Origin of the sequence: Rhizobium lentis (assembly GCF_014200175.1) — a bacterium.
GTDB classification, from domain to species: domain Bacteria; phylum Pseudomonadota; class Alphaproteobacteria; order Rhizobiales; family Rhizobiaceae; genus Rhizobium; species Rhizobium mulingense.
The window spans coordinates 211978-234712 of the sequence record NZ_JACHBD010000005.1; the positions used below are offsets into that span (position 1 = coordinate 211978).

Annotated in this window: 20 protein-coding genes and 1 pseudogene; 14 read left to right on the forward strand and 7 right to left on the reverse strand. The window is 61.2% G+C overall.

Annotated elements, in window-relative coordinates; all coding sequences use genetic code 11:
- Positions 1 to 22 precede the first annotated feature (22 nt).
- From GGI60_RS14050 to scpA, 5 genes are all read left to right on the forward strand, one after another.
- Positions 23 to 1225: an MFS transporter gene (locus tag GGI60_RS14050; protein ID WP_183916672.1), complete on the forward strand. Its 1203-nt coding sequence runs from the start codon at positions 23 to 25 to the stop codon at positions 1223 to 1225.
- A gap of 344 nt (positions 1226 to 1569) precedes the next feature.
- Complete coding sequence (locus GGI60_RS14055; protein WP_183916674.1) at positions 1570 to 2409, forward strand: MetQ/NlpA family lipoprotein; 840 nt, start codon at positions 1570 to 1572, stop codon at positions 2407 to 2409.
- Between the two features lie 90 nt (positions 2410 to 2499).
- Positions 2500 to 3588 carry a methionine ABC transporter ATP-binding protein gene (locus GGI60_RS14060; protein ID WP_183916676.1) on the forward strand — a complete coding sequence of 363 codons (1089 nt, stop codon included), beginning with the start codon at positions 2500 to 2502 and terminating at the stop codon, positions 3586 to 3588.
- Positions 3569 to 4222 carry a methionine ABC transporter permease gene (locus GGI60_RS14065; protein ID WP_183916678.1) on the forward strand — a complete coding sequence of 218 codons (654 nt, stop codon included), beginning with the start codon at positions 3569 to 3571 and terminating at the stop codon, positions 4220 to 4222. Before GGI60_RS14060 ends, GGI60_RS14065 begins: the two co-directional genes overlap by 20 nt.
- A 130-nt stretch (positions 4223 to 4352) precedes the next feature.
- Positions 4353 to 6491, forward strand: coding sequence for a methylmalonyl-CoA mutase (scpA, locus tag GGI60_RS14070; RefSeq protein ID WP_183916680.1), 2139 nt, complete (start codon positions 4353 to 4355; stop codon positions 6489 to 6491).
- Positions 6492 to 6563: 72 nt separating this feature from the next.
- Here the strand turns inward: scpA and GGI60_RS14075 are convergent, their stop codons facing one another.
- Positions 6564 to 7310, reverse strand: a complete 747-nt coding sequence (locus tag GGI60_RS14075; RefSeq protein ID WP_183916682.1) for a hypothetical protein — start codon at positions 7308 to 7310, stop codon at positions 6564 to 6566.
- Positions 7311 to 7380: 70 nt separating this feature from the next.
- Positions 7381 to 8541, reverse strand: coding sequence for a fumarylacetoacetate hydrolase family protein (locus tag GGI60_RS14080; RefSeq protein ID WP_183916684.1), 1161 nt, complete (start codon positions 8539 to 8541; stop codon positions 7381 to 7383).
- 366 nt (positions 8542 to 8907) lie between these two features.
- On the opposite strand from GGI60_RS14080, the gene GGI60_RS14085 reads away from it, so the two are divergent.
- Positions 8908 to 9918, forward strand: coding sequence for a Gfo/Idh/MocA family protein (locus GGI60_RS14085; RefSeq protein WP_183916686.1), 1011 nt, complete (start codon positions 8908 to 8910; stop codon positions 9916 to 9918).
- Between the two features lie 10 nt (positions 9919 to 9928).
- Positions 9929 to 11020 (forward strand): Gfo/Idh/MocA family protein, encoded by a 1092-nt coding sequence (locus GGI60_RS14090; RefSeq protein WP_183916688.1) that lies wholly within the window; start codon positions 9929 to 9931, stop codon positions 11018 to 11020.
- Between the two features lie 66 nt (positions 11021 to 11086).
- Here the strand turns inward: GGI60_RS14090 and GGI60_RS14095 are convergent, their stop codons facing one another.
- A complete protein-coding gene (locus GGI60_RS14095; RefSeq protein ID WP_183916691.1) occupies positions 11087 to 11596 on the reverse strand; it encodes a GNAT family N-acetyltransferase in 510 nt (169 codons plus the stop codon).
- 153 nt (positions 11597 to 11749) lie between these two features.
- Between GGI60_RS14095 and GGI60_RS32015 the strand changes: the two are divergent.
- A pseudogene (locus tag GGI60_RS32015) lies at positions 11750 to 11910 on the forward strand (VOC family protein); the annotation flags it as partial.
- An 8-nt stretch (positions 11911 to 11918) separates the two neighbouring features.
- Here the strand turns inward: GGI60_RS32015 and GGI60_RS14100 are convergent.
- Entirely contained in the window at positions 11919 to 12836 is a 918-nt protein-coding gene (locus GGI60_RS14100) for a helix-turn-helix domain-containing protein (RefSeq protein WP_183916692.1), read from the reverse strand.
- Between the two features lie 86 nt (positions 12837 to 12922).
- Between GGI60_RS14100 and GGI60_RS14105 the strand changes: the two genes are divergently transcribed.
- The 5 genes from GGI60_RS14105 (at position 12923) to GGI60_RS14125 (ending at position 19117) form a co-directional block, all read left to right on the forward strand.
- The gene (locus tag GGI60_RS14105; protein ID WP_097599593.1) at positions 12923 to 14197 is read left to right on the forward strand and encodes an extracellular solute-binding protein; all 1275 of its coding nucleotides are present in this window, start codon (positions 12923 to 12925) and stop codon (positions 14195 to 14197) included.
- 90 nt (positions 14198 to 14287) lie between these two features.
- Positions 14288 to 15148 (forward strand): carbohydrate ABC transporter permease, encoded by an 861-nt coding sequence (locus tag GGI60_RS14110; protein WP_183916694.1) that lies wholly within the window; start codon positions 14288 to 14290, stop codon positions 15146 to 15148.
- The gene (locus tag GGI60_RS14115; RefSeq protein ID WP_183916696.1) at positions 15145 to 15981 is read left to right on the forward strand and encodes a carbohydrate ABC transporter permease; all 837 of its coding nucleotides are present in this window, start codon (positions 15145 to 15147) and stop codon (positions 15979 to 15981) included. The genes GGI60_RS14110 and GGI60_RS14115 overlap by 4 nt, the downstream gene beginning before the upstream one ends.
- Before the next feature lie 13 nt (positions 15982 to 15994).
- Positions 15995 to 17077, forward strand: a complete 1083-nt coding sequence (locus GGI60_RS14120; RefSeq protein WP_183916698.1) for an ABC transporter ATP-binding protein — start codon at positions 15995 to 15997, stop codon at positions 17075 to 17077.
- Positions 17078 to 17113: 36 nt separating this feature from the next.
- A complete protein-coding gene (locus GGI60_RS14125; RefSeq protein WP_183916700.1) occupies positions 17114 to 19117 on the forward strand; it encodes an aldo/keto reductase in 2004 nt (667 codons plus the stop codon).
- A 104-nt stretch (positions 19118 to 19221) separates the two neighbouring features.
- Here GGI60_RS14125 and GGI60_RS14130 read toward each other — a convergent pair whose 3' ends face one another.
- Complete coding sequence (locus GGI60_RS14130; RefSeq protein WP_183916702.1) at positions 19222 to 19821, reverse strand: HupE/UreJ family protein; 600 nt, start codon at positions 19819 to 19821, stop codon at positions 19222 to 19224.
- A gap of 294 nt (positions 19822 to 20115) precedes the next feature.
- Here GGI60_RS14130 and GGI60_RS14135 point away from each other — a divergent pair, with 294 nt between their 5' ends.
- The gene (locus tag GGI60_RS14135; protein WP_183916703.1) at positions 20116 to 21147 is read left to right on the forward strand and encodes a hydroxyacid dehydrogenase; all 1032 of its coding nucleotides are present in this window, start codon (positions 20116 to 20118) and stop codon (positions 21145 to 21147) included.
- Positions 21148 to 21167: 20 nt separating this feature from the next.
- On the opposite strand, the gene GGI60_RS14140 is transcribed toward GGI60_RS14135, so the two are convergent.
- Positions 21168 to 22181, reverse strand: a complete 1014-nt coding sequence (locus GGI60_RS14140; RefSeq protein WP_183916705.1) for a Tim44 domain-containing protein — start codon at positions 22179 to 22181, stop codon at positions 21168 to 21170.
- A gap of 74 nt (positions 22182 to 22255) precedes the next feature.
- Positions 22256 to 22714 (reverse strand): YbaK/EbsC family protein, encoded by a 459-nt coding sequence (locus GGI60_RS14145; protein ID WP_183916707.1) that lies wholly within the window; start codon positions 22712 to 22714, stop codon positions 22256 to 22258.
- Between the last annotated feature and the right edge of the window lie 21 nt (positions 22715 to 22735).

Genomic DNA, 22735 nt, shown 5'->3' on the forward strand with positions numbered 1-22735 from the left:
TGCCCGTTCAGGAGAATATTTGATGGCAACCGTTGCCGAAGGCGCGCCCCGTTTCGAAAAAACGACGATGTCTATTCTGATGGCGGTCAGCTTCTGCCATATGCTGAACGACATCATGCAGTCGCTGCTCGCCTCGCTCTATCCGCTGTTCAAGGCGAATTACGATCTGGACTTCGTGCAGATCGGCCTTCTTACCATGACATTTCAGGTCACCGCCTCTCTGCTGCAGCCGGCGGTCGGCATCGTCACTGATCGCTGGCCGATGCCCTATTCTCTGCCGGTCGGCATGGCGAGCACCTTTTGCGGGCTTATTCTGCTCGGCAACGCCGGCAGTTTCGCACTGCTGCTGTTGGCAGCAAGCCTGATCGGCTTCGGTTCGGCGGTCTTCCACCCGGAATCCTCGCGTGTGGCCCGTCTTGCCTCGGGCGGTCGTCACGGTTTCGCGCAATCCTTTTTCCAGGTCGGTGGCAATGCCGGCCAGGCGATCGGTCCGCTGCTCGCCGCCTTCATCGTGCTGCCCCTCGGCCAGCACAGCGTCTCCTGGTTTGCCGCCATCGCCATGGTCGGCATGATCGTGCTGAGTTGGGTGGGCAACTGGTACATGAGCCATAGGCGCCAGAACGCCAGCAGGCCGGCCGTCAGTCGAACCCTGCCGCTGCCACAGAATAGAGTCGTCTGGGCGCTGCTGATCCTCGTGCTGCTGACGGCAACGAAGAATGTCTACATGGCGAGCGTTTCCAGCTACTTCACCTTCTATGTCATCGACAAGTTTGAACTCAGCGTGCAGCAGGCTCAGCTGATGCTCTTCCTGTTCCTCGGCTCGGTTGCCGTCGGCACTTTCCTCGGTGGGCCGATCGGCGATCGCTTCGGTGCCCGTTTCGTCATCTGGTTTTCGATCCTCGGCGTCATTCCCTTCGCATTGCTGCTGCCCTATGCGAATCTTCTCTGGACGGGCGTGCTCAGCGTCGTCATCGGCCTGATCTTCGCGTCGGCATTTTCGGCGATCGTCGTTTTTGCTCAGGAGCTGGTGCCCGGCCGCGTCGGCCTGATTGCCGGCGTCTTCTTCGGCTTCGCGTTCGGGGCAGGGGGGCTTGGTGCGGCGCTGCTCGGTGATTTTGCCGATACGCACGGCATCGACTTCGTTTACCGCATCTGCTCCTACCTGCCGTTGCTCGGCCTGCTGACGATCTTCCTGCCGCGTATCCCGAAGCAGAAACCGGCCTGAGGTTATATGGTCCGCAACCAATGCGAAGATTTCCTCCGCATCTGGATGGGGAGGATCGGGATGGCTTTACCATGATGTCGCCCACACATGGACAGGCGCTGCGCCATCACGATCTCGGCGAGCGGGCCCCTCAAGCGCCGCCTTCATTCTTTAGAACATGCTTAAGGGCCGCAATTAATCCATAAATTTGATGGAAATTTATCCTGCCGATATTGAAGGCAGGGCAAGAGTTTTTCAGGCTCTTCCTTCACATCAGACGTTCGTGCTTCGCCCCTGATCCGCGCATTTGCCATGCTCAGCCTGCTCAAGGCGTTCGGCCTCATTCAGTCAGACGGGATATAATAATGACCAACAACAAAAAACTTCACGGACTACAGCTTTCGCGCCGGGCGGTTGTTGCCGCCGCCGCCGTTTCCGCTGCCGCGCTTTTTACCTTTGCAGCACCCGCTCCCTCCTTCGCCGAGGAAAAGTCGATCAAGGTCGGCATCATGGCCGGCGAAGAGGAGGACATCTGGCGTGTCGTGACGAGCGAGGCGGCCAAGAAAGGCCTTAAGATCGAGACCGTCGTCTTCAACGACTACACGCAGCCGAACGAAGTGCTGGAGCAGGGCGAGATCGAGGCCAACGCCTTCCAGCATCAGCCCTATTTGGATAACCAGATCCAGCAGCACGGCTATCATATCGTCCGCGCCGGCTACACCGGGGTCTGGCCGATCGGCCTCTACAGCAAGAAATACAAGTCCGTCGCCGAAATCCCGGAAGGGGCGGTCGTCGGCGTCCCGAACGATCCCTCGAACGAAGGCCGGGCGTTGCGCGTTCTTCAGAGCGAAGGCCTAATCAAGCTGAAGGACGGCACGGGCATTCTCGCCACCGTCGCCGACGTCAGCGACAATCCGAAGAAAATCGAGATCAAGGAGCTCGATGCCGGCATCGTCGGCCGCTCGATCGATGATCTCGATGCCGGCGTTGTCAATACCGATTGGGCTTTGAAGAGCGGCCTTTCTCCGGCCGAACGTATCGCGCAGGAGCCGGTCGCCGATAATCCCTACCGCAATTTCATCGCCGTCAAGGACGAGAACAAGGATGCGGACTGGGTCAAGACGCTTGTGTCGTCTTATCAGAACGACACCGTCAAGGCCGAATTCGACAAGGTCTACAAGGGGACGGGTCTCAGCGCCTATTGATCCGAAACTCGGCTGAAGTTAAGGCCTGCCGAAAGGCGGTCCGGGCGTTTCATGCCGGGACCGCCTTTGGCGTTTGTAAGGAAAAAGCAGATGAATTCCTTTGTTTCCGCCACGACAATCGAGCCGCAGCCGCGAGCTGCAGCGGCCGAAGAGGTGGTAAGGCTTGTCGATGTGAAGCGGCGGTTCGGCGCCACGGCGGCACTCGACGGTATTTCCTTAAGCGTGAAAAGGGGAGAGATCCTCGGCATCATCGGCCGCAGCGGTGCCGGCAAGTCGACGCTGATCCGCTGCCTGAACGGGCTGGAGCGCGCCGACAGTGGCGAGATCGTTATTGAGGGCCGCGATATCACCGGGCTTCAAGAACAGGAACTCCAGCCGCTGCGCCGCCGCATCGGCATGATCTTCCAGCACTTCAACCTGCTTTCCTCCAAGACCGTCGAAGACAATGTCGCCCTGCCGCTGAAGATCGAGGGCGTTGCCAAGGCCGAGCGCCTGCGGCGGGCGCGTGAGCTGCTCGATCTCGTCGGGCTTGCCGACAAGGCGAAGGCCTATCCCGCCTCGCTCTCCGGCGGCCAGAAACAACGCGTCGGCATCGCCCGCGCGCTCGCTGCACGCCCGGCGCTGCTGCTGTCCGACGAGGCGACGTCGGCGCTCGATCCCGAGACGACCCGGTCGATCCTGTCCTTGCTCAAAGATATCAACCGCAAACTCGGCCTGACCATTCTGCTGATCACGCATGAGATGGAAGTGGTGCGCGGGATTGCCGATCGTGTCGCGGTCATCGATGCCGGGCGGATCGTCGAGGAGGGCCAAGTCTGGTCGGTCTTTGCCAATCCGCAGGAAGCGATCACCCGGAGACTGCTCGGCGGCATCCGACCGCAGCTTCCCGATCATATTGCCGGCCGGCTGTCTGCGACATCTGGCAGCGAGGTGATCCTCAGTGTCGATCTTGCCGGACCTGAAGCCCAAGGCGCGCTGTTTGCCGATCTGTCGGCAGCGCTGCCGCACTCCTTCCGCCTCGTCCATGGCGGCATCGACCATATCCAGAACCAGCCGGTGGCGCGGTTCTTCATCGCCGTTCCCATGCGCGACCCCGCGCTTGCCGGCAAGGTCGAACAATTCCTGACGGCCCGGTCCGCCCGGGTGGAGGTGCTTGGTTATGACGCCGATCATGCTTGAACTGCTTCTTCGCTCGCTTTGGGAGACGGTCCTGATGACCGTCGCCTCGGGAGTGATTTCGCTCGTCGCCGGCCTGCCGCTCGGCCTTGCCCTCGTCGTCACGGCGCGCGGCGGCATCGCCGAAAATCTCTGGATCAACCGCATGCTCGGCGCCGTTATCAACGGCTTCCGTTCGGTGCCCTTCATCATCCTGCTGGTGGCGCTGATCCCGCTGACGCGGCTAATCGTCGGCACGGCGCTTGGCACATGGGCGGCCATCGTGCCGCTCGCCATCGCCGCCACGCCTTATTACGCCCGCATCGCCGAAGTGTCGCTGCGCGAGGTCGACCGCGGGCTGATCGATGCCGTACGCGCCATGGGCGGCAATCGCTGGACCATCGTGCGCGAAGTGCTGGTGCCCGAGGCGCTGCCCGGCATCGTTGCCGGCTTCACCGTCACGCTGGTGACGCTGATCGGCGCCTCGGCCATGGCAGGTGCGATCGGCGCCGGCGGCCTCGGCGACCTCGCCATTCGCTACGGCTATCAGCGTTTCGAAACCAATGTGATGATCGCAGTCGTGGCCGTCCTTGTCATCCTCGTCTGCGGCATTCAGTGGCTCGGTGACCGGCTGGTCGCCAAGCTGGATCACAAATAGATGAGCCCGCGAACCCGCGGCGGATGAGCGGCAGGCGCGATCGATGCTTTGCTGCGTTCAACGTCCTAAGGCTTTATCGCATTGTGCGCCTATGAAATGATAAGGTGCAATGAAAGAGCCGGAGGAAGGCATGACGAAGAAGACGCTGTCGGATTGGGCGGAGCTTGCGCAGAAGGAGCTGGGTGCTTCGCCGGAAACGCTGACCTGGCAGACGCCGGAAGGCATTGCCGTGAAGCCGCTCTATACGGCCGAGGATCTCGAAGGCGCCGCCCACCTCGGCTCGCTTCCCGGCTTTGCGCCGTTTACCCGCGGCCCGCGCGCCACGATGTATGCCGGCCGACCATGGACAATCCGTCAATATGCCGGCTTCTCGACGGCAGAGGAATCGAACGCCTTCTACCGTCGCAATCTGGCCGCCGGCCAGAAGGGCCTGTCGGTCGCCTTCGATCTCGCCACCCATCGCGGTTATGACAGCGATCATCCGCGCGTCGAAGGCGATGTGGGCAAGGCGGGTGTGGCGATCGACAGCGTCGAGGACATGAAGATCCTGTTTGACGGCATTCCGCTCGGGGAAATGTCGGTTTCAATGACCATGAACGGCGCGGTCATCCCGATCCTCGCCTCCTTTATCGTCGCCGGCGAGGAGCAGGGGGTGGCGAGGGCCGACCTTTCAGGCACCATCCAGAATGATATCCTCAAGGAGTTCATGGTCCGCAACACCTATATCTATCCGCCGGAACCCTCGATGCGGATCGTTGCCGACATCATCGAATATACGGCAAGGGAGATGCCGAAATTCAACTCGATCTCGATCTCCGGCTATCACATGCAGGAGGCCGGTGCGACGCTGGTGCAGGAGCTCGCCTTCACGCTGGCCGACGGTCGCGAATATGTCAGGGCGGCGATCGCCAAGGGCCTCAACGTCGACGATTTTGCCGGAAGGCTCTCCTTCTTCTTCGCGATCGGCATGAACTTCTTCATGGAGGCGGCGAAGCTGCGCGCCGCCCGGCTGCTCTGGACCCGGATCATGGAGGAGTTCCAGCCGAAGAAGGCGGCCTCGCTGATGCTGCGCACCCATTGCCAGACCTCCGGCGTGTCGCTGCAAGAGCAGGATCCCTATAACAACATCATCCGCACCGCCTTCGAGGCGATGTCGGCCGTGCTCGGCGGCACCCAATCGCTGCACACCAATTCCTTCGACGAGGCGATCGCGCTGCCGACGGAATTTTCCGCCCGCATCGCTCGCAACACCCAGCTCATCCTGAACCACGAAACCGGCGTCACCAAGGTGGTCGATCCGCTGGCCGGCTCCTACTATGTCGAGAGCCTGACGCAGGAGCTTGCCGATAAGGCCTGGGCGTTGATCGAGGAGGTGGAAGCACTCGGCGGCATGACCAAAGCCGTCAATGACGGCCTGCCGAAGCGACTGATCGAGGAGGCGGCGGCGCGGCGTCAGGCGGCCGTCGACAAGGGCGAGGAGGTCATCGTCGGCGTCAACCGCTACAGGCTCGACAACGAGCAGCAGATCGACATTCTGAAGATCGACAACAGCGCGGTGCGCAACGCCCAGATCAAACGGATCGAGGAGACCAGGCGGCGGCGCGACGGCAATGCGGTGCGCGTGACATTGGCCACCCTTTCGGAAGTGGCGCGCAGCGGCAGGGGCAACCTGCTCGAAGCCGCGATCGAGGCGGCGCGAGCCCGTGCCACCGTGGGCGAAATCTCCGACGCCATGCGCGATGCCTTCGGCGACTATGCCGCAACGCCCGAGGTCATCACGGGCGTTTATGGCGAGGCCTATGACAACGAGCCGGAACTCGCCGTCCTCAAGGAGCGCATGACGGAGGTCACGGAAGCGATGGGGCGCCGGCCGAAAATCATGGTCGCGAAACTCGGCCAGGACGGGCATGACCGGGGCGCCAAGGTGATCGCCTCGGCCTTCGGCGATATCGGCTTCGATGTGCTTGCCGGCCCGCTTTTCCAGACGCCGGACGAGGCAGTCGACATGGCGCTTGACGAAAAAGTCAATGTCGTCGGCGTGTCGTCGCTGGCAGCAGGCCACAGGACGCTGCTGCCGCAATTGATCGACAGGCTGAGAGCGCAGGGCGGTGACGATATCATCGTCGTTTGCGGCGGCGTCATCCCGCGGCAGGACTATGAGTTCCTGCACGAACACGGTGTTGCCGCCGTGTTCGGTCCGGGCACCAACGTCCTTGACGCGGCAAACTCCGTCCTCGACCTGCTGCAGGGCATGCGGCGGAACCAGTAAGAGGCGTAGCGTTGTTTTCCCGCTAAACAACGCTAATGGAGAACAAAGGGGAAGAGCGTTTATGCGCCCTCATCAGAGCCAGATCCGCAGTTGGCCGACGGGCTTGAAACCCAGCTTTTTCATTTCGTCTAGCGCTTCACCGCGATCATATCCGACAAGGGGCAAATCGGCTGAAAAGGCGACAGTGGCCAATGAAACTGCATCCCGGAAGGCCTGCGGCGTATCAGTCAAACTAAAAACATTTGAGATGCCTACAACCTGCGGCGATCGGTTTGCGATGCATCCCGCATCAAAGCCGTCGCCGGCCAATCGACCGTAGATATGCATGTCGGGATCGGAAAGCAGGGCAGGTGTGAAGACGTTGGCATCGGTCGGGCTACCAGAAGCTTTCCAGGAGCGTTCCCAGCGATCCAGCGATGCCGCATCGCTAACGCGTACCCAACCTTGAGGCGCAGTCGATGAACTTTTGTGAGGTTCAGCCCAAATCCATGATGCGGAAAACAACAACCGGAACCCTTTGTTGTTAAGATCTAGCTTGGAAAAGCCATCTTTGATACCAGGTCGATGTCCTAGCCGATCTGACAGCCGATCGATTTCAATCAGCAGCTCCTCTGTTGCGTCCCGGTCGAGGGTCGTCATGTTGGAATAATAGGGAGGTGCGACTGCATCACTTGTCCAAAATGCGCTGGTTCGCTGATCAGGCAATCCATGGGCGCGGAATATTGCGTGATACAGGTCCGCATTGTTAGCGGCACAAAGGCGCACTTTTTCTTCATCTGAGCGTTCTTGGATACCGCTTAGTCGAGAGCTATTTGTCATAGCAAACCTGTTGATCAGAGCGGCTGACACCAACTCGGTACATTTCGCGATAAGTTAAACGCTCGAAAACTTACAGCAATCCGCGCTTCGCCAGGTTGCTCATCAGCGCCGCTATGCCGAAGGTCCAGGGCGGGCATTCGGTGGAGAGGCGGACGGTGTTGACGAGCGCGCCGAGCCCGGCCGAAGAGATCTCGACGACATCGCCGATCTTGTGCGTGAAACCCTGCTTCGGTGCGTCGCGATCCTGCGTCGGCGCAAACAGCGTGCCGAGAAAGAGCACGAAACCGTCGGGATACTGATGATGAGGCCCGAGCGTCTGTTTGACGAGATCGGTCGGATCGCGGCTGATCTGCGACATCGAACTTTTGCCGTTGAGCACGAAGCCATCGCGGCCGGTGACCTTGAGGTCGAGTTCCGCCTTGCGCACCTCATCCAGCCCGTAACCGGCATCGAACAGACGAATGAAGGGACCGATCGCACAGGAGGCGTTATTGTCCTTGGCCTTGCCGAGCAAGAGCGCCGAACGGCCTTCAACGTCACGCAGATTGACGTCATTGCCGAGTGCGGCCCCCTTGATCTCGCCGCGGCTATTGACCGCCAGCACGATTTCCGGCTCGGGATTGTTCCAGGTCGAGATCGGATGCAGGCCGACATCCGCACCCCAGCCGACCGAGGACAGCACTGGCGCCTTGGTAAAGACCTCGGCGTCGGGTCCGATACCGACCTCGAGATATTGCGACCACATGCCCTCATCGATCAGGGCCTGCTTGACCTTGGCGGCCTCCGGCGAACCGGCCTTCAGATTGGTGAGACTGCCGCCGATCAGCGTGCTGACGCGCTCGCGGATCGAGGCGGCGCGCTCCGGATTGCCGGCCGCCTTCTCCTCGATGACGCGCTCGATCATCGACTGGGCGAAGGTAACGCCGCAGGCCTTGACCGCCTGCAGGTCGACGGGAGCCAGCAGATAGGGACGCACCTTATCCGGCGTCCCCATACTGTTGCCCGCGACTTCCTCCAAGGAACCGACCGCCTTGCCCTTTGCGGCGCGGACGAAGCCGGCGGCATCCTGTTTTTCAAGCAGGGCGCTGAGCGTCGGCGCGTCGCGCGAGGTAATGTCGACCAGCATCCCATCGCGGAGCGTGACGATGCTCGGGCCGGAAGCCTCGGGGCTCCAGACGCGGCCGACAAAAAGACCCGCCGAAGCAGCGGCATCGAGAAGGGGATGAGACATGGTGATCCTCCGTCACAGGCAAGCGGGAGCGCTCTTTGAATATCTTCGAGGTCGTTGCCGCCCTCCCAACCCGGCGGTGGCGGAAATCGATCACATTCACGCAGACTGGGCAAGACATGCTGGAGAAAAAGACTTTCGTCCAATCGGATCGAATGAGCGACCTATCGGCAAAACGGCGCAGCAAGCCAGTAAATAACTATTTAGATACAAAATAGCTATTTGATATCAGCTATTTAGATATATCCGTACGCACTTTCAGCCTCGAACTCGCCTTGACAGGAAGCAAGTTTCGTTATCTGTTTTGCCCGACATGGAGGATGCCGGCCTCAGCCGGCGCTCAGAAAATCCGGGGAGGATATTGCAGCGATGTTGAGATTTGCCGTCGTCGGAATCGACCATGGGCATACATTCGATCATGTGAAGGGATTGCTTGCCGCAGGCGGCGAGTTCGTTGGCTATTGCCCGCAGACCTCGGTGCCGGCATTGCGCGAAGCCTTCGAAAAGACCTATCCCGATGCGCCGCAGATCGATCGCGAGAAGCTGTTCGACGATCCCTCGATCGACGTCATCTGCATTGCCGCGATCCCGCGCGACCGCGCCGGGCTTGCCATCCGGGCGATGAAAGCGGGCAAGGACGTGATGACCGATAAGCCTGGCGTCACGACCTTCGCCCAACTCGAGGAGGTTAAGCGCACCGTTGCCGAAACCGGCAAGATTTTCTCGATCTGCTTTTCCGAGCGCCACTGCGTGCGCTCCGCCGTCAAGGCCGGCAAGCTCGTCGCCGACGGCGCGATCGGCAAGGTGATCCAGACGCTCGGCGTCGGCCCGCATCGGCTGCAGCTGCCGACCCGGCCGGACTGGTTCTTCGATCCGGAGGCCTTCGGGGGTATCATCGTCGACATCGCCTCGCATCAGGTCGACCAGTTCCTGTTCTATACCGGCTCGACGTCGGGCGAGGTCATCGCCAGCTCGATCGGTAATTTCGGCATGCCCGACAAGCCGGCCTTCCAGGATTTCGGTGAAGTGCTGCTGCGCTCCGACAGAGCGGCAGGTTATGTCCGGGTCGACTGGTTCACCCCGGAGGCGCTGCCGACCTGGGGCGACGGACGCCTCACCATCCTCGGCACCGAGGGTTATATCGAACTGCGCAAATATATCGATATTGCCGGCCGGCCGGGCAAGGATCATCTCTTCCTCGTCAACGGCAAGGAGATGACCCATATCGATTGCAGCGGCGAGAAACTCGATTATTTCGACGCTTTCACCGCCGATGTCACCAACCGCACGCAGACGGCGATGACGCAGGATCATGTGTTCGAAGTCTGCCGCCTTTCGCTCGAAGCCCAGACGAAAGCCGCGCGTATCGGCGCTCGCTGAGGAGGAAAACATGACCAGGAAATTGCGCGTCGGCGTCATCGGCGCAGGCATTGCCGCGCGGCATCTGACCGGCTTCGGCTGGAACAAGGATCTTTTTGAGGTTCCCGTGCTCTGCTCGCTCGATGAAGACCGCGGCAAAGCGCTGTGCGAGGAGTTCGGCATCGATGAATATACCCAGGATGCGGATTCGCTGTTTGCCCGCGACGATCTCGACATCATCGATATTTCGACGCCGCCGAGCTCGCATTTCGAGCTTTGCCGCAAGGGCATCGAATCCGGCAAGCACGTGATCTGCGAGAAGCCGCTCTTCGGCTCGATTGCCGAGGTCGATGAGATGGAGCGCATCCTCGCCCGTTTCCCCGGCAGGAAGCTGATGCCGATCTTCCAGTATCGTTACGGCTCCGGCCTGCAGAAGCTGAAGCTGCTGATCGAACGCGGCCTGGCCGGCAAGCCGTTCCTGACGACGATCGAGACCCATTGGTGGCGCGGCCCGGACTATTACGCCGTGCCGTGGCGCGGCAAATGGGCGACCGAGCTCGGCGGCGGTCTTCTCGGCCACGCGATCCACGCCCATGACATGCTAAATTACGTGCATGGCCCCTGTGCCGAGGTGTTTTCCTATGGCGCCACCCTGGTCAACCCGATCGAGGTCGAGGATACGGCAGCGCTTTCGGTGAAGATGCAGAACGGCTCGCTGGCGACGCTGTCGATGACGCTCGGCTCGCGCAAGGAGATCTCGCGGCTGCGTTTCTGCTTCAGCGATCTTGTCGCCGAAAGCATTCTCGAACCCTATACGATGGGCCGCGATCCCTGGGTCTTTACCGCCGGAACCGAGGAGCATCAGGCTCGGATCGACGCGGCGCTGGCCGCCTACGTGCCCGGCGAGGACGGCTATACCCGCCAGTTCGAGCTGTTCCACCGGGCGATCGTCGAGGACACGGATCCGCCGGTGACATTGCAGGATGCTCGCAATTCGCTGGAGCTGGTGACGGCCGCTTATTTCTCGCAGCGCACCGGCATGCCAACGCCGATGCCGATCGCCGCCGATCATCCGCTCTACCGCTCCTGGCTCCCGGAGGAACAGCGCGCGGCTGGCCTGTGAGCAAAGCAGGAGAGGGGCGTTAAAACGGCTGCGGACGTGGAGCCTTCCGACGAGGCCTTCGAACGGTCAAACGGGGGATGCCGGACTGGGCTTGGCATCCACCTTGAAACGTTTCTTGACCCGATCGACGGGCGTTCCATCCAGCAGCGGAACCTGGATGAGCCTGTCATAGGGCTCGAAGCCCATCTTTGCGTAATAAGCAAGACCGCCGACATTGTCGGCACGAATGGTCGCATTGATGAATTCGAGCCCGAACTCTTCGGCTGCAGCCCGCGTCGCCGGGAAAAGGGCGCTGCCTGCGCCGGATATCCTCGGGCTCATGCGGGCAAATGTTGCGATATCGGCATAACCCTTCGGCGGATCGCCGTACACGCTCAACGACTGAAAGCCAACAAGCGACCGATCATGCTCGGCTACGTGGCAGACAAGGGGAAACTCGCCGTCGATGAACCAGTCTGCGAATTCCGCGACCGTAAGCGGTGTCTCGAGCGCGGTTGTTCCGCCGGCCAGGATGATCTCGTTCAGGAGACCGCACAGTTCCTCCGCGTCGGCGGGTACCGCTCTTCGAATATCCATGTTTGTGGTCGCTCCATCTCTCAATCGGCAGCGTAGCCGATGGACGCGATGGAGCACAAGCCACCCGTCTGCCGCCTGCTGCAATCTTCGCTCATCCTTGAAATTCCAAGCCGTCGATGAAATTTCTCGCAATCGGAACAGAAAGAAGCACCCATGCTAAAATCCTTCGAGCGTGTCGGCTGACAGTCAGCGATATGGACCGCACGGTCGCAAGATGATGGCTGACGGCACTGAGGTCGCCTTTCTCGACGCTGGCGGCTGCATGCTTGAAATTGTTGCGCCCGGCGGGTGGTGCGGTAAGGGCGGTTGATATTCGGGTGATTTAATTGCGGAAGGCGGCGGGCATCGTCGTCACCAGCCGGATATCGCGGCGGAAATCGGACGGCGACATGCCGGCGATGTGGCGGAAGGATTTGTTGAACGCGCTGATGGAACCGAAGCCGCTGTCCATTGCCACCTGCAGAACGTTGGCGCCTTCGCTCATCAGCATCGCCTGGGCGCGCGACAGCCTGAGCAGCGTCACATATTTGCTGAGCGTCATGCCGGTCGATCGCTTGAAAAGGTTCATGGCATATTTCGGATGCAGATCGGCGGCTCGAGCGATATCGACCGAATCGATGTCCTGCAGGAAATTGGCGGCGATGAAATCGCACATGCGCGCAACGCTGCGCGAGGAATTGGGATGCGGCTGATCGCCTTCCAGGCTGACGGTCGTCTTCGATGTCGTCATCGAATAGGGTTCGAGTGCGATACGCTCGATGCGTAGCAGCAATTCATCAACGGCGTGCTGGGCCTTGGCAGCGTCGCCGGACTTGGAATAGCGGAACCAGCGGGCGAAGTTCTCGTTGTCGGCGGCATCGGTTGCTGAGGTCAGCAGCGTCTCGCCCTTCATCAGCCGGCTCGAAATGCTGATCGGCAGACGCAGCCGGAAGAAATAGATGAGCGGCAGATGAGCGCCGGCATAGAGCGAATCATCCGACGATTCGTCCATTTGATGTGGCTGCCCACCCCAGAAGAGGCACATTTCGCCGGGGTTCAGGCGAAATTCGTGATCGCTCATCCGATAATGGACAGTACCGCGCATGACATAGTTGACCTCGACCTGCGCATGCCAGTGCGGCATGGCCATGACGAGCGGATGGGCATGAAACATCTGCAGCGCCGTCGGCGAACCCTCAATGCCACCAGCGCCGGGCCGGTAGATTGCACTCGTGCCGATCTTACTTTCCGCCAAATCCATATTCCCTTTTTAGGAGACAGCCGCTCCCTTGCAGATAGTCTAACCGCGTTCGTGAAAGATCGGCAATTGAAAAGGGAGGATTTTCAATGCGCTTCAAACTTCTCGCTGCGACCGCAGCTGTCGCACTGCTTGCTTCCGGCTCCGCCTTCGCTGAGTCGGCCAATCTCACCATCTGGAGCTGGAATGTCGCCGCATCGGCGCTGAAATCCACGCTTCCGGGTTTCAATAAACAGTTCCCCGATATCAAAGTCACCGTTGAAGACCTTGGCAACAGCCAGGTCTTCGACAAGACGCTGGCTGCCTGCGCTGCCGGCGGTGACGGTTTGCCCGACATTGTCAGCATCGAGAATTTCGAGGCTGAAATCTTCTGGAGCCGTTTCCCGGATTGCTTCGCCAATCTGAAGGAGCTCGGCTATACGGCCGATATCCAGGCGAAGTTCCCCGACTTCAAGCGCACCGAACTTGAGGTCGGCGACGTCGCCTATGCCATGCCGTGGGATTCCGGTCCCGTCGCCGTCTTCTACCGCCGCGACATGTACGAAAAGGCCGGCGTCGATCCGAGCACGATCAGCACCTGGGACGATTTCATCGCCGCCGGCAAGAAGATTTCTGCAGCCAATCCCGGCGTCGTCATGGCTCAGGCCGATTTCAACGGCGACAGCGAATGGTTCCGCATGATCGCCAACGAGCAGGGCTGCGGCTATTTCTCGACCGATGGCCAGAACATCACCATTAACCAACCGGCTTGCGTCGCCGCGCTGCAAAAGGTGAAGGAGATGAAGGACGCCGGCACGCTGACGGCGGCCAACTGGGACGAGAAGATCCAGGCCAATACTGCCGGCAAGGCAGCAAGCCAGCTCTATGGTGGCTGGTATGAAGGCACCGTGCGTTCGACCTCGCCCGATCTCAAGGGCAAGTGGGGCGTCTACAGAATGCCGAGCCTGACGGCCGATGGTCCGCACGCCGCCAACCTCGGCGGTTCGTCGCTCGCCATTTCGGCGACCTCGGCCAATAAGGAGGCCGCCTGGAAATTCGTCAACTACGCCCTCGGCACGAATGAAGGCCAGGTCACCATGCTGAAGGAATTCGGTCTGGTCCCGTCGCTGCTGTCTGCCGAGAAGGATCCCTTCGTCAACGAGCCGCAGCCCTATTGGGGCGGCCAGAAGGTTTGGGCCGACATCCTCGCGACATTGCCGAAGATCGTGCCGAGCCGCGGCACCGCCTTCCAAAGTGATGCAGAAGGCATCTTCAAGGCAACGCAGGCGAAATTCTTCGCCGGCGGCTATCCCGATGCGAAGGCGGCTCTCGACGATGCCGCCAAGCAGATCGCTTCCGCAACCGGACTTCCAATCGCGCAATGAATGACGATGCCGGGCGCCTCCCGCGCCCGGCATTTCACCCGCTTGCAACGCGGCGCGTCATTCATTCGTTCGTGAGGAGGAGGAGGCTCGATGCCGTTCAGAACCCGGAGCGCCTATGCGTTCCTCGCCCCCTATCTGCTTGTTTTCGCCACCTTCTGGGTCTGGCCGATCATCGATTCGTTCCTGATTTCCTTTCAGAACACGCGCATCAATCCGTGGAAATACAGTTTCCAGGCCAACTGGGGCCGGCTCTTTTACGATCCCGCCTTCTATAATGCTCTGTACAACACGCTGATCATCCTGGTGATCCAGGTGCCCGTCATGATCGCGCTGGCGACCGTCATGGCCGTGCTGCTCAATTCGCCCCTCCTGAAAGCGCGCCCGCTTTTTCGTTTCGCATTCTTTGCCCCCGTCGTTGTCGGCGAGGTCGCTTATGCGGCCGTGTTCCGGCTGATGTTCAGCCTCGATTTCGGCATCATCAACAAGATGATTTCAGCGGTCGGCTTCAGCCCGATCTCCTGGTTCGACAACGCCACTGCTGCGATGGCAGTGATCATCCTCGCCGTCACATGGCGCTGGGCCGGCTATAACGCGATCATCATCCTGGCCGGCCTGCAGGCCATCCCCGATGATGTCTACGAGGCCGCGACGCTCGACCGTGTGAGCAAGACACAGCAATTCTTCCACATCACTCTGCCGCTCTTAAAACCGATCATCCTCTTCTGCGTCGTGCTCTCGGTGATCGGCACCATGCAGCTTTTTACCGAACCCTTCCTCATCACCAATCGCGGTGGTCCAGGCGGCGGCACGGAGACACTCGGCCTCTTCCTCTACCGCCAGGGGTTCACCTCGCTGAACTTCGGCTATGCCTCGGCGATCGCTTATACAATGGCCGCTCTGGCCGTGGTGATCTCCTTTTTCAATCTCTGGATCGGGAGGGACCCGAAATGAGATCCAAATCGCAGTCCCTTCTCATCCGTCAGATAGCCCTGCACGCCGCGCTGGCGCCGCTGGCACTGGTCTGGCTGTTTCCGCTGTGGATGATGTTCATCTTCTCGACGATGCCCGACAACGGCATCTTCAATCCCGAGATCGTGCTGTGGCCATCGACCAACTTCGTCGAGAATTTCAAAAATCTGCAGGCCGATACCGATTTCATCGGGGCAATGGTGATCTCCATCGGCGTGGCGCTTATCTATACCGTGCTCTCGGTGATGCTGACGTCGATGGCCGGATGGGCGCTGGCACGTTACCGTTTCGTCGGCCGTTCCGTTGTGATCGCCATCATCCTCGGCACGATCACGCTGCCGTTCTCCGTGGTCGTCATCCCGCAATTCATCATGGTGGCGCGCGAGTTCAAGCTGGCAAACACCTGGGTGGCTCTGATCGTGCCGCCGCTCTTCAACTCGCTCGGCGTCTTATTCATGCGGCAGTCCTTCTCGATGATGCCGGGCGAGCTCTTCGATGCGGCCCGCGTCGAGGGCGTCAAGGAATGGCAGATCTTCCTGCGCATTGCCCTGCCGCTGGCGCGCCCGACCATGGCGGCATTGGCGATCATTCTCTTTCTGCACTCGTGGAACAATTACCTCTGGCCGCTGCTCATCAATTCCAGACCGGGGATGATGACGGCGCCGGTGGCATTGGGAACGCTGATCGGCCTCACCAAAGTGTCCTGGGGTGGCATCATGGCCGGCGCGGTGCTGCTGACGGCACCAATCCTCGTCGTCTTCGTGGCGCTCCAGCGCCATTTCATCGCCGGCATCGCGGCCGGCGCAATCAAGTAATCGGGGAAGCCGAATGGCAGAGCTTTCACTTACCAACATCGTCAAACGCTTCGGCGGCTTTGAAATCATCCATGGCGCCAATCTGGAGGTGAAGGACGGCGAATTCGTCGTCTTCGTAGGCCCTTCCGGCTGCGGCAAGTCCACGCTGCTCAGGATGATCGCCGGCCTCGAGGATATTACATCGGGCGAGCTTCGGATAGGAGGCAAGGTCGTCAACGACGTCGAGCCGGCCGATCGCGGCATCGCCATGGTATTCCAGTCCTACGCGCTCTATCCACACCTGACGGTCGAGGAAAACTTGAGCTTCGGCTTGCGCATGAACGGCAACCCGAAGGCCGATACCGAGCGGCGCGTGAGCCATGTCGCCGATATCCTGCAGATCACCGAACTGATGAAGCGGCGGCCGAAGCAGCTTTCCGGCGGCCAGCGCCAGCGCGTCGCCATCGGCCGCGCCATCGTGCGCGAGCCCGAGGTCTTCCTGTTCGACGAACCGCTTTCGAATCTCGATGCCGAGTTGCGCGTGCAGATGCGCGTCGAAATCTCAAGGCTGCACAAGCAGCTCGGCACGACGATGATATACGTGACCCACGATCAGACGGAAGCGATGACGCTCGCCGACCGGATCGTCGTGCTGCGCGCCGGCAACATCGAGCAGATCGGCGCACCGCTCGACCTCTATGACGACCCGGCCAACCAGTTCGTCGCCGGCTTTGTCGGCTCACCGAAGATGAATTTCTTGAAAGCGGTGGTCGTCGAGGCGCAGCCGGGTAGGGCGGTGATCGTGCTGGAAAGCAACCCGGCGACACGCCTGCCGCTGCCTGTCGCCGACCCTATCGAAACCGGCGCAAAGGTGACCCTCGGCATCCGTCCCGAACACTTCGTAGATGCCGGTGCTGGCGATGCCGATCTCACCGTTGCCATCGACGTCGCCGAACACCTCGGCAATACCAGCTACATCTATGCCGCCATCGGTGATGAACAGCTGATCATCGAGCGGCCGGAATCGCGCACATCAGGCAATCGCGAGACGCTGACGGTCGGTCTTCCCGCCAACCGCACATTTCTTTTTGACGACGCCGGCAAACGGCGCCGCTGAACCACTCCCAAGGCCAGAAAGACGAAAGAGGATTCCATGACTTCCGATCAATCGATCCGCTGGGGCATCATCGGCCCCGGCACCATAGCCCGCACCTTTGCCGATGGCGTTGCCCATTCGCGCACCGGTAAACTGGTCGCGATCGCCACCCGCAATCCTTCCAAGCCGGGATTGCAGGAAAACTTCCCCGGTGCCCGCATCGTCGATGGTTACGAGGCGCTGCTTTCCGACCCCGAGGTCGATGCGGTCTATATTTCCGTGCCTCATACCGGCCATGCCGAATGGGCTATCAAGGCGGCGCGCGCCGGCAAGCATATCCTCGTCGAAAAGCCGATCGCGCTTTCGGCCTATGATGCCGAAGCCGTCTACTACGAAGCCAAGAAGGCCGGCGTCTTTGCCGGCGAGGCCTTCATGTATCGCCTGCATCCGCAGACGGAGAAGCTGGTCGAGCTCATTAAGAGCGGCGTCATCGGCACGATCCGCATTATCCGTTCGAGCTTCGGCTTCAACATGGGCAGCTATAAGCCGGAGCATCGACTTTTCGCCAATGATACCGCCGGCGGCGGCATTCTCGATGTCGGCGGCTATCCTGTTTCCATGGCGCGATTGATCGCTGGCGCCGCGGAAGGCAAAGCCTTCCTGGAGCCGGAAAAGGTGTCGGGCGTCGCCCATCTTGGAGACAGCGGCGTCGACGAATGGGCGTCGGCCGTGCTCAAATTCCCGAACGAGATCATCGCCGAGGTCTCCTGCTCGATCATGGCGCAGCAGGACAACGTGCTGCGCATTATCGGCTCCGAGGGCCGGATCGAAGTCGCAGACTTCTGGTTCGCCTCCGGCCACAGGGGCGGTGTCGGCAAGATCGAGGTCTTCAAGGGCGGCAAACAGGAGACGATCGAGGTCAGGGAAGAGCGCTGGCTCTATTCCTTCGAGGCAGACGCGGCGGGCGACGCCATCCGCGCCGGCAAGACCGAGTTCGGTTCTCCCGGAATGAGCTGGGCGGATTCGATCGGAAACCTGCGCGTGCTCGACCAGTGGCGCGCCTCGGTTGGTCTCGAATATGGCGTCGAGAAAGCCGTCAAGCGCACGTCCAATATTTCAGGCGGCGCGGTCAGGCGCGGCAGCAGCATTCCGCAGCGACAAATTCCTGGCATTTCCAAGCCCGCTTCGGTCGTGACCCTCGGCTTCGAGTTTTTCCCGAACTTCGCCGCCGCTTCACTGACGCTCGACGCCTTCTACGAGGCCGGCGGCAACACCTTCGATACGGCCTTTGTCTATGGCGCCGGCAAAACGGAGGCGATCTTCGGCGACTGGCACACCAGCCGCAAGGTGCCGCGCGAGGAGATCGTGCTGATCGGCAAGGGCGCGCATTCACCGCTCTGCTATCCAGATATGATCGCCAAGCAGCTCGACCAGTCGCTCGCCCGGCTGAAAACCGACTATGTCGACATCTATTTCATGCATCGCGACAATACCGACGTACCTGTCGGCGAGTTCGTCGATGCCATGGACGCCGAGGTCAAACGCGGCCGCATCCGCGGCATCTTCGGCGGTTCGAACTGGACGCGCGCACGTTTCGACGAGGCGATCGCCTATGCCGAAAAGACCGGCAAGACGGCCCCTGCAGCGCTTTCCAACAACTTCTCGCTCGCCGAAATGCTGGATCCGATCTGGGCCGGCTGCGTTGCCGCCTCCGATGACGACTGGAAGACGTGGCTGAACGAGAAGCAAATCCCGAACTTCGCCTGGTCCAGCCAAGGCCGCGGCTTCTTCACCGACCGCGCCGGCCGCGACAAGAAGGATGACGAGGAAATTGTACGCGTCTGGTATTCCGAGCGCAATTTCGGACGCCGCGACCGCGCCATCGAGCTTGCCAACAAGCTCGGCCGCAACCCGATCCATATCGCGCTCGCCTACGTGATCGCCCAACCTTTCCCGGTCATTCCACTGATCGGGCCGCGCACCATCGCCGAATTGGAGGACAGCCTCTCGGCCCTCGACATCAAGCTGACACCCGATCAGGTGAAGTGGCTGGAAGGCTGATGAACGACGGGAGGGGCGCGGCTTTGCACCGCGCCCTTTCTATATCTGCTTGCTCATTTCGGACGCTTTCTTCCCGGCTGCGTCGTCCGGAGATTCCGTACAGATCAGATCAAACCGGCCAGGATGCCCAATCCGGATATGGCGGCAACGCCACCTGCCGCGCGCATGGCAAGAACGCCTTGCCGTTCGCCGACGCGGCCGATGACGTAGCCAAGAGCGAGGCCGGCGCCATGCAGCAGTCCGGTTGCCACGATGAAGCCGGCCGCATAGGCGGCGCCGGCAGCATCGTCCGGCATTTCGGCGCCGTGCGCATGGCCGTGAACGATGGCGAAGAGGCCGGCCATGCCGAGCGCCGCGGCGAGCGGCGCCCTGACATTGATTGCAATCATGCCCCCCAGAATGACGACGGAAAGTGCAATGCCTGTCTCAACGAAGGGAAGATCAACGCCGGCAGCGCCGAGAACTCCGCCAAACGCCATCATCAAGATGAAGGTCACCGGCAGGAGCCAGATGGCGCGGCCGCCGAGCTGGAAAGCAACCACACCGACCATCACCATGGCAAGGACGTGATCGAGGCCGGACACGGGATGAGCAAAGCCATGGCTGAAGCCGGCGGCGTCACCAACGGCAGGATGGGCGGAAGCGACAGCCGGAAGCGCTGCGACAGCCAGGGCAAGCAGGCTGCTCTTAAGTACTGACCTCATTGTTCGTTTCCTTTGCAATGCTTCGATTTTGCTGCGGGGGCGAGGCGCCCATGTTAGGTGCCTCAAGCTAATTCAAGCAATTCGGACCGTCAACATAGAAACCACGAATAGCAAGAGAATTCAATTGCTTATCTGATAGGCAAATGCCGCTTTCCATTGCTCCGGCCACTCTAACCAGCGCCGACCAAAGGTTCGCTCCCCAATTTCTCGTCCGCCAGCTGGAAACGGCTGCGGCCGGAGGGTATCAATTCTCCAGCCGAGGAAACGCAAGCCGCCGAGACGGAGGAGACGCCGATGACAAATGCCGAACGACCGCTGGCGATCAGCGCGCCCCAGCCGCGCACGCTCGATCTGATCTTCAGCGACAAGGCGCGCGCCGAGCTGCACGCGAAATATGAGGTTGTCGAAGCCGATGCGGATACTGTCGCCGAACTTGGCGACAATATCCTCGGCAGGACCCGATACATCATCGGCCAGCCGCCGCTTTCGGCGGAAACATTGGCCAGAATGCCGGCCCTGCGCTCGATCCTCAATGTCGAAAGCAATCTCTTGAACAACATGCCCTATGAGGTGCTCTTCCAGCGGGGCATTCATGTCGTGACCACAGGCCAGGTCTTTGCGGAGCCGGTCGCCGAAATCGGCCTCGGCTTCGCCCTGGCCTTGGCACGCGGCATCGTCGATGCGGACGTTGCCTTTCGCGAAGGCAGCGAGCTGTGGGGCGGGGAGGGCAATGCGAGCGCGCGGCTCGTCGCCGGTTCCGAGATCGGCATTATCGGCTTCGGCGATCTCGGCAGGGCGCTGCGCCGCGTGCTGTCCGGCTTCAGGGCGCGCATCAGGGTGTTCGATCCCTGGCTGCCGCGCTCGATCCTCGAGGAAAACGGCGTCGAACCGGCAAGCCTGGAGGATGTTCTGACGAAGAGCGATTTCGTCTTCGTCGTCGCCGCAGTCACCAGCGAAAACAAGGGATTTCTCGGCGCCGAGGCCTTCGCCGGCATGCGCAAGGGTGCGGCCTTCATCCTGCTCAGCCGCGCCGATGTCGTCGATTTCGATGCGCTGATGGCGGCCGTCTCGTCAGGCCATATCGTCGCGGCGAGCGACGTCTATCCGCAAGAGCCGCTGCCGCCCGATCATCCGGTGCGCAGCCTGAAAGGCTTCATCCGCTCGGCGCATCGGGCCGGCGCCCTCGACAGCGCCTTCAAGAAGATGGGCGACATGGTGCTGGAAGATATGGACCTGATGGACCGTGGCTTGCCGCCGATGCGCTGCAAGCGGGCGGAACGCGAGACGGTCTCCCGCATGCGCTCCAAACCGGTCGCGGTGAATTAAGCCAGGTTAAGCGCGCTACCTCAGGCAGCGCGCTGCTCGGTCCCCTGGATCGCGGCGAGCTTCCAGTCAGCGCCCGATTTGCGCACGAAGGTCCATACCTCCGTGCTCTCGCTCGGGTGACGGTCGTCACCGGAAACGACACGGCCGCTGTCGCGTTCGACCAGGGCGTCGATCGAAGAGTAACGCATGGCGAGCGTCGCATATTCCTGGCCGTCTTCGCGCCAGGCCTCGGCAATATCGCCCTGCAGCAGCTTGACGTCGGAGACGCGGTTGCGCACGCCGTTGGTGGCGTTTTCGCCGAGTTCCTCGGCAAGATAGGACATGGCCTCGGGCGTCGTCAGCCGACGCAGGGTGCCATAATCCTCAGCGCCGTAAGCAGTCTGAATGCTGGTCAGCAATTCCTCGAACTGATCGAGATCGGCCTGTGCCAGTCCGATCTCGTCACTCGGGCGGTTGCCGCGCGACTGTCCGCCGTAACCGGTGCCCGAGCCGATCGCCGGGATCTGGAACGACGAATTGTTCGTGGGCGCCATGTTGAAGGACTGGCCGTAGGACCGGCTCTGACCGCCTACGCCATAGGAAGGCTGGCGGCGATGGGCGAAATAGCGCATGGCGAGCATGATGGCGCCGCCGATCAGGGCAATCTGCAGCAGCATGCCGAGGAAGCCGAAGCCGCCGCCAAAACCGTGGCCGAGCAGCATGCCGAGGAGACCGCCGGCAATCAGGCCGCCGATCATCGAACGGCCGAAGCCGTTGAAGAAACCGGGGCGCTGCTGGGCGTAGCCGGGCTGCTGCGTGCTATAGGGCGCTGTCGTTTGCGGGCGCGGCGTCATCGACCGTTCAACGGGGGCAGCCGGGGCAGGCGCCGTGCGGGTTACCGGAGGCGCGCTGAATGTACGGGTGCCGCGGCTTCCAAACCCGCCGAAGCCGCCGGCGCGGCGCGCATCGGCATCGCTGATCGTGGCAAAAACGGTAGCGCTCGTCAGTACGGCAATGGCCGCCATCTTGGCAAAACGCGAAACGGTACTCGGCATTCCTGGTCTCCTGTGATGCACAATCACGGCATGTCGGGATAGAATATAGGTCGTCTTTCCTCTGTTTGAAGATTTTATTGACAAACATCGACCCAGCTGGCGCCGATCAGCTCGGCAAGTCGTCCTGTGGCGATGCGGACAGCCGAATTGGTCGAGCCTGCCGCCGGAACGACTTCGTCGAAGCGTTTCAGCGAAATATCGCAATAGATCGGCAGCGGCGAGGGCAGGCCGAAGGGGCAGACTCCGCCAACCGGGTGGCTGGTGACCGCCACGACCTCTTCGGCATCGAGCATGCGCCCCTTGGCCCCGAACGTGTCCTTGAACTTGCGATTGTCGAGGCGGGCCGTCCCGCCGGCGACAACCAACATCATCTGCTCGCCGACGCGCAGGCAGATCGTCTTGGCGATCTGGGCGGGCTCGACGCCATGGGCCTCGGCGGCAAGGGCAACCGTCGAGGAACTCTCGGCGGTTTCGATGATGTCGATATCAGGGGCATGCGCACGGAGGAAGGCGCGGACGGATTCAAGGCTCATGACGTGATGCTAGCCCAGCAT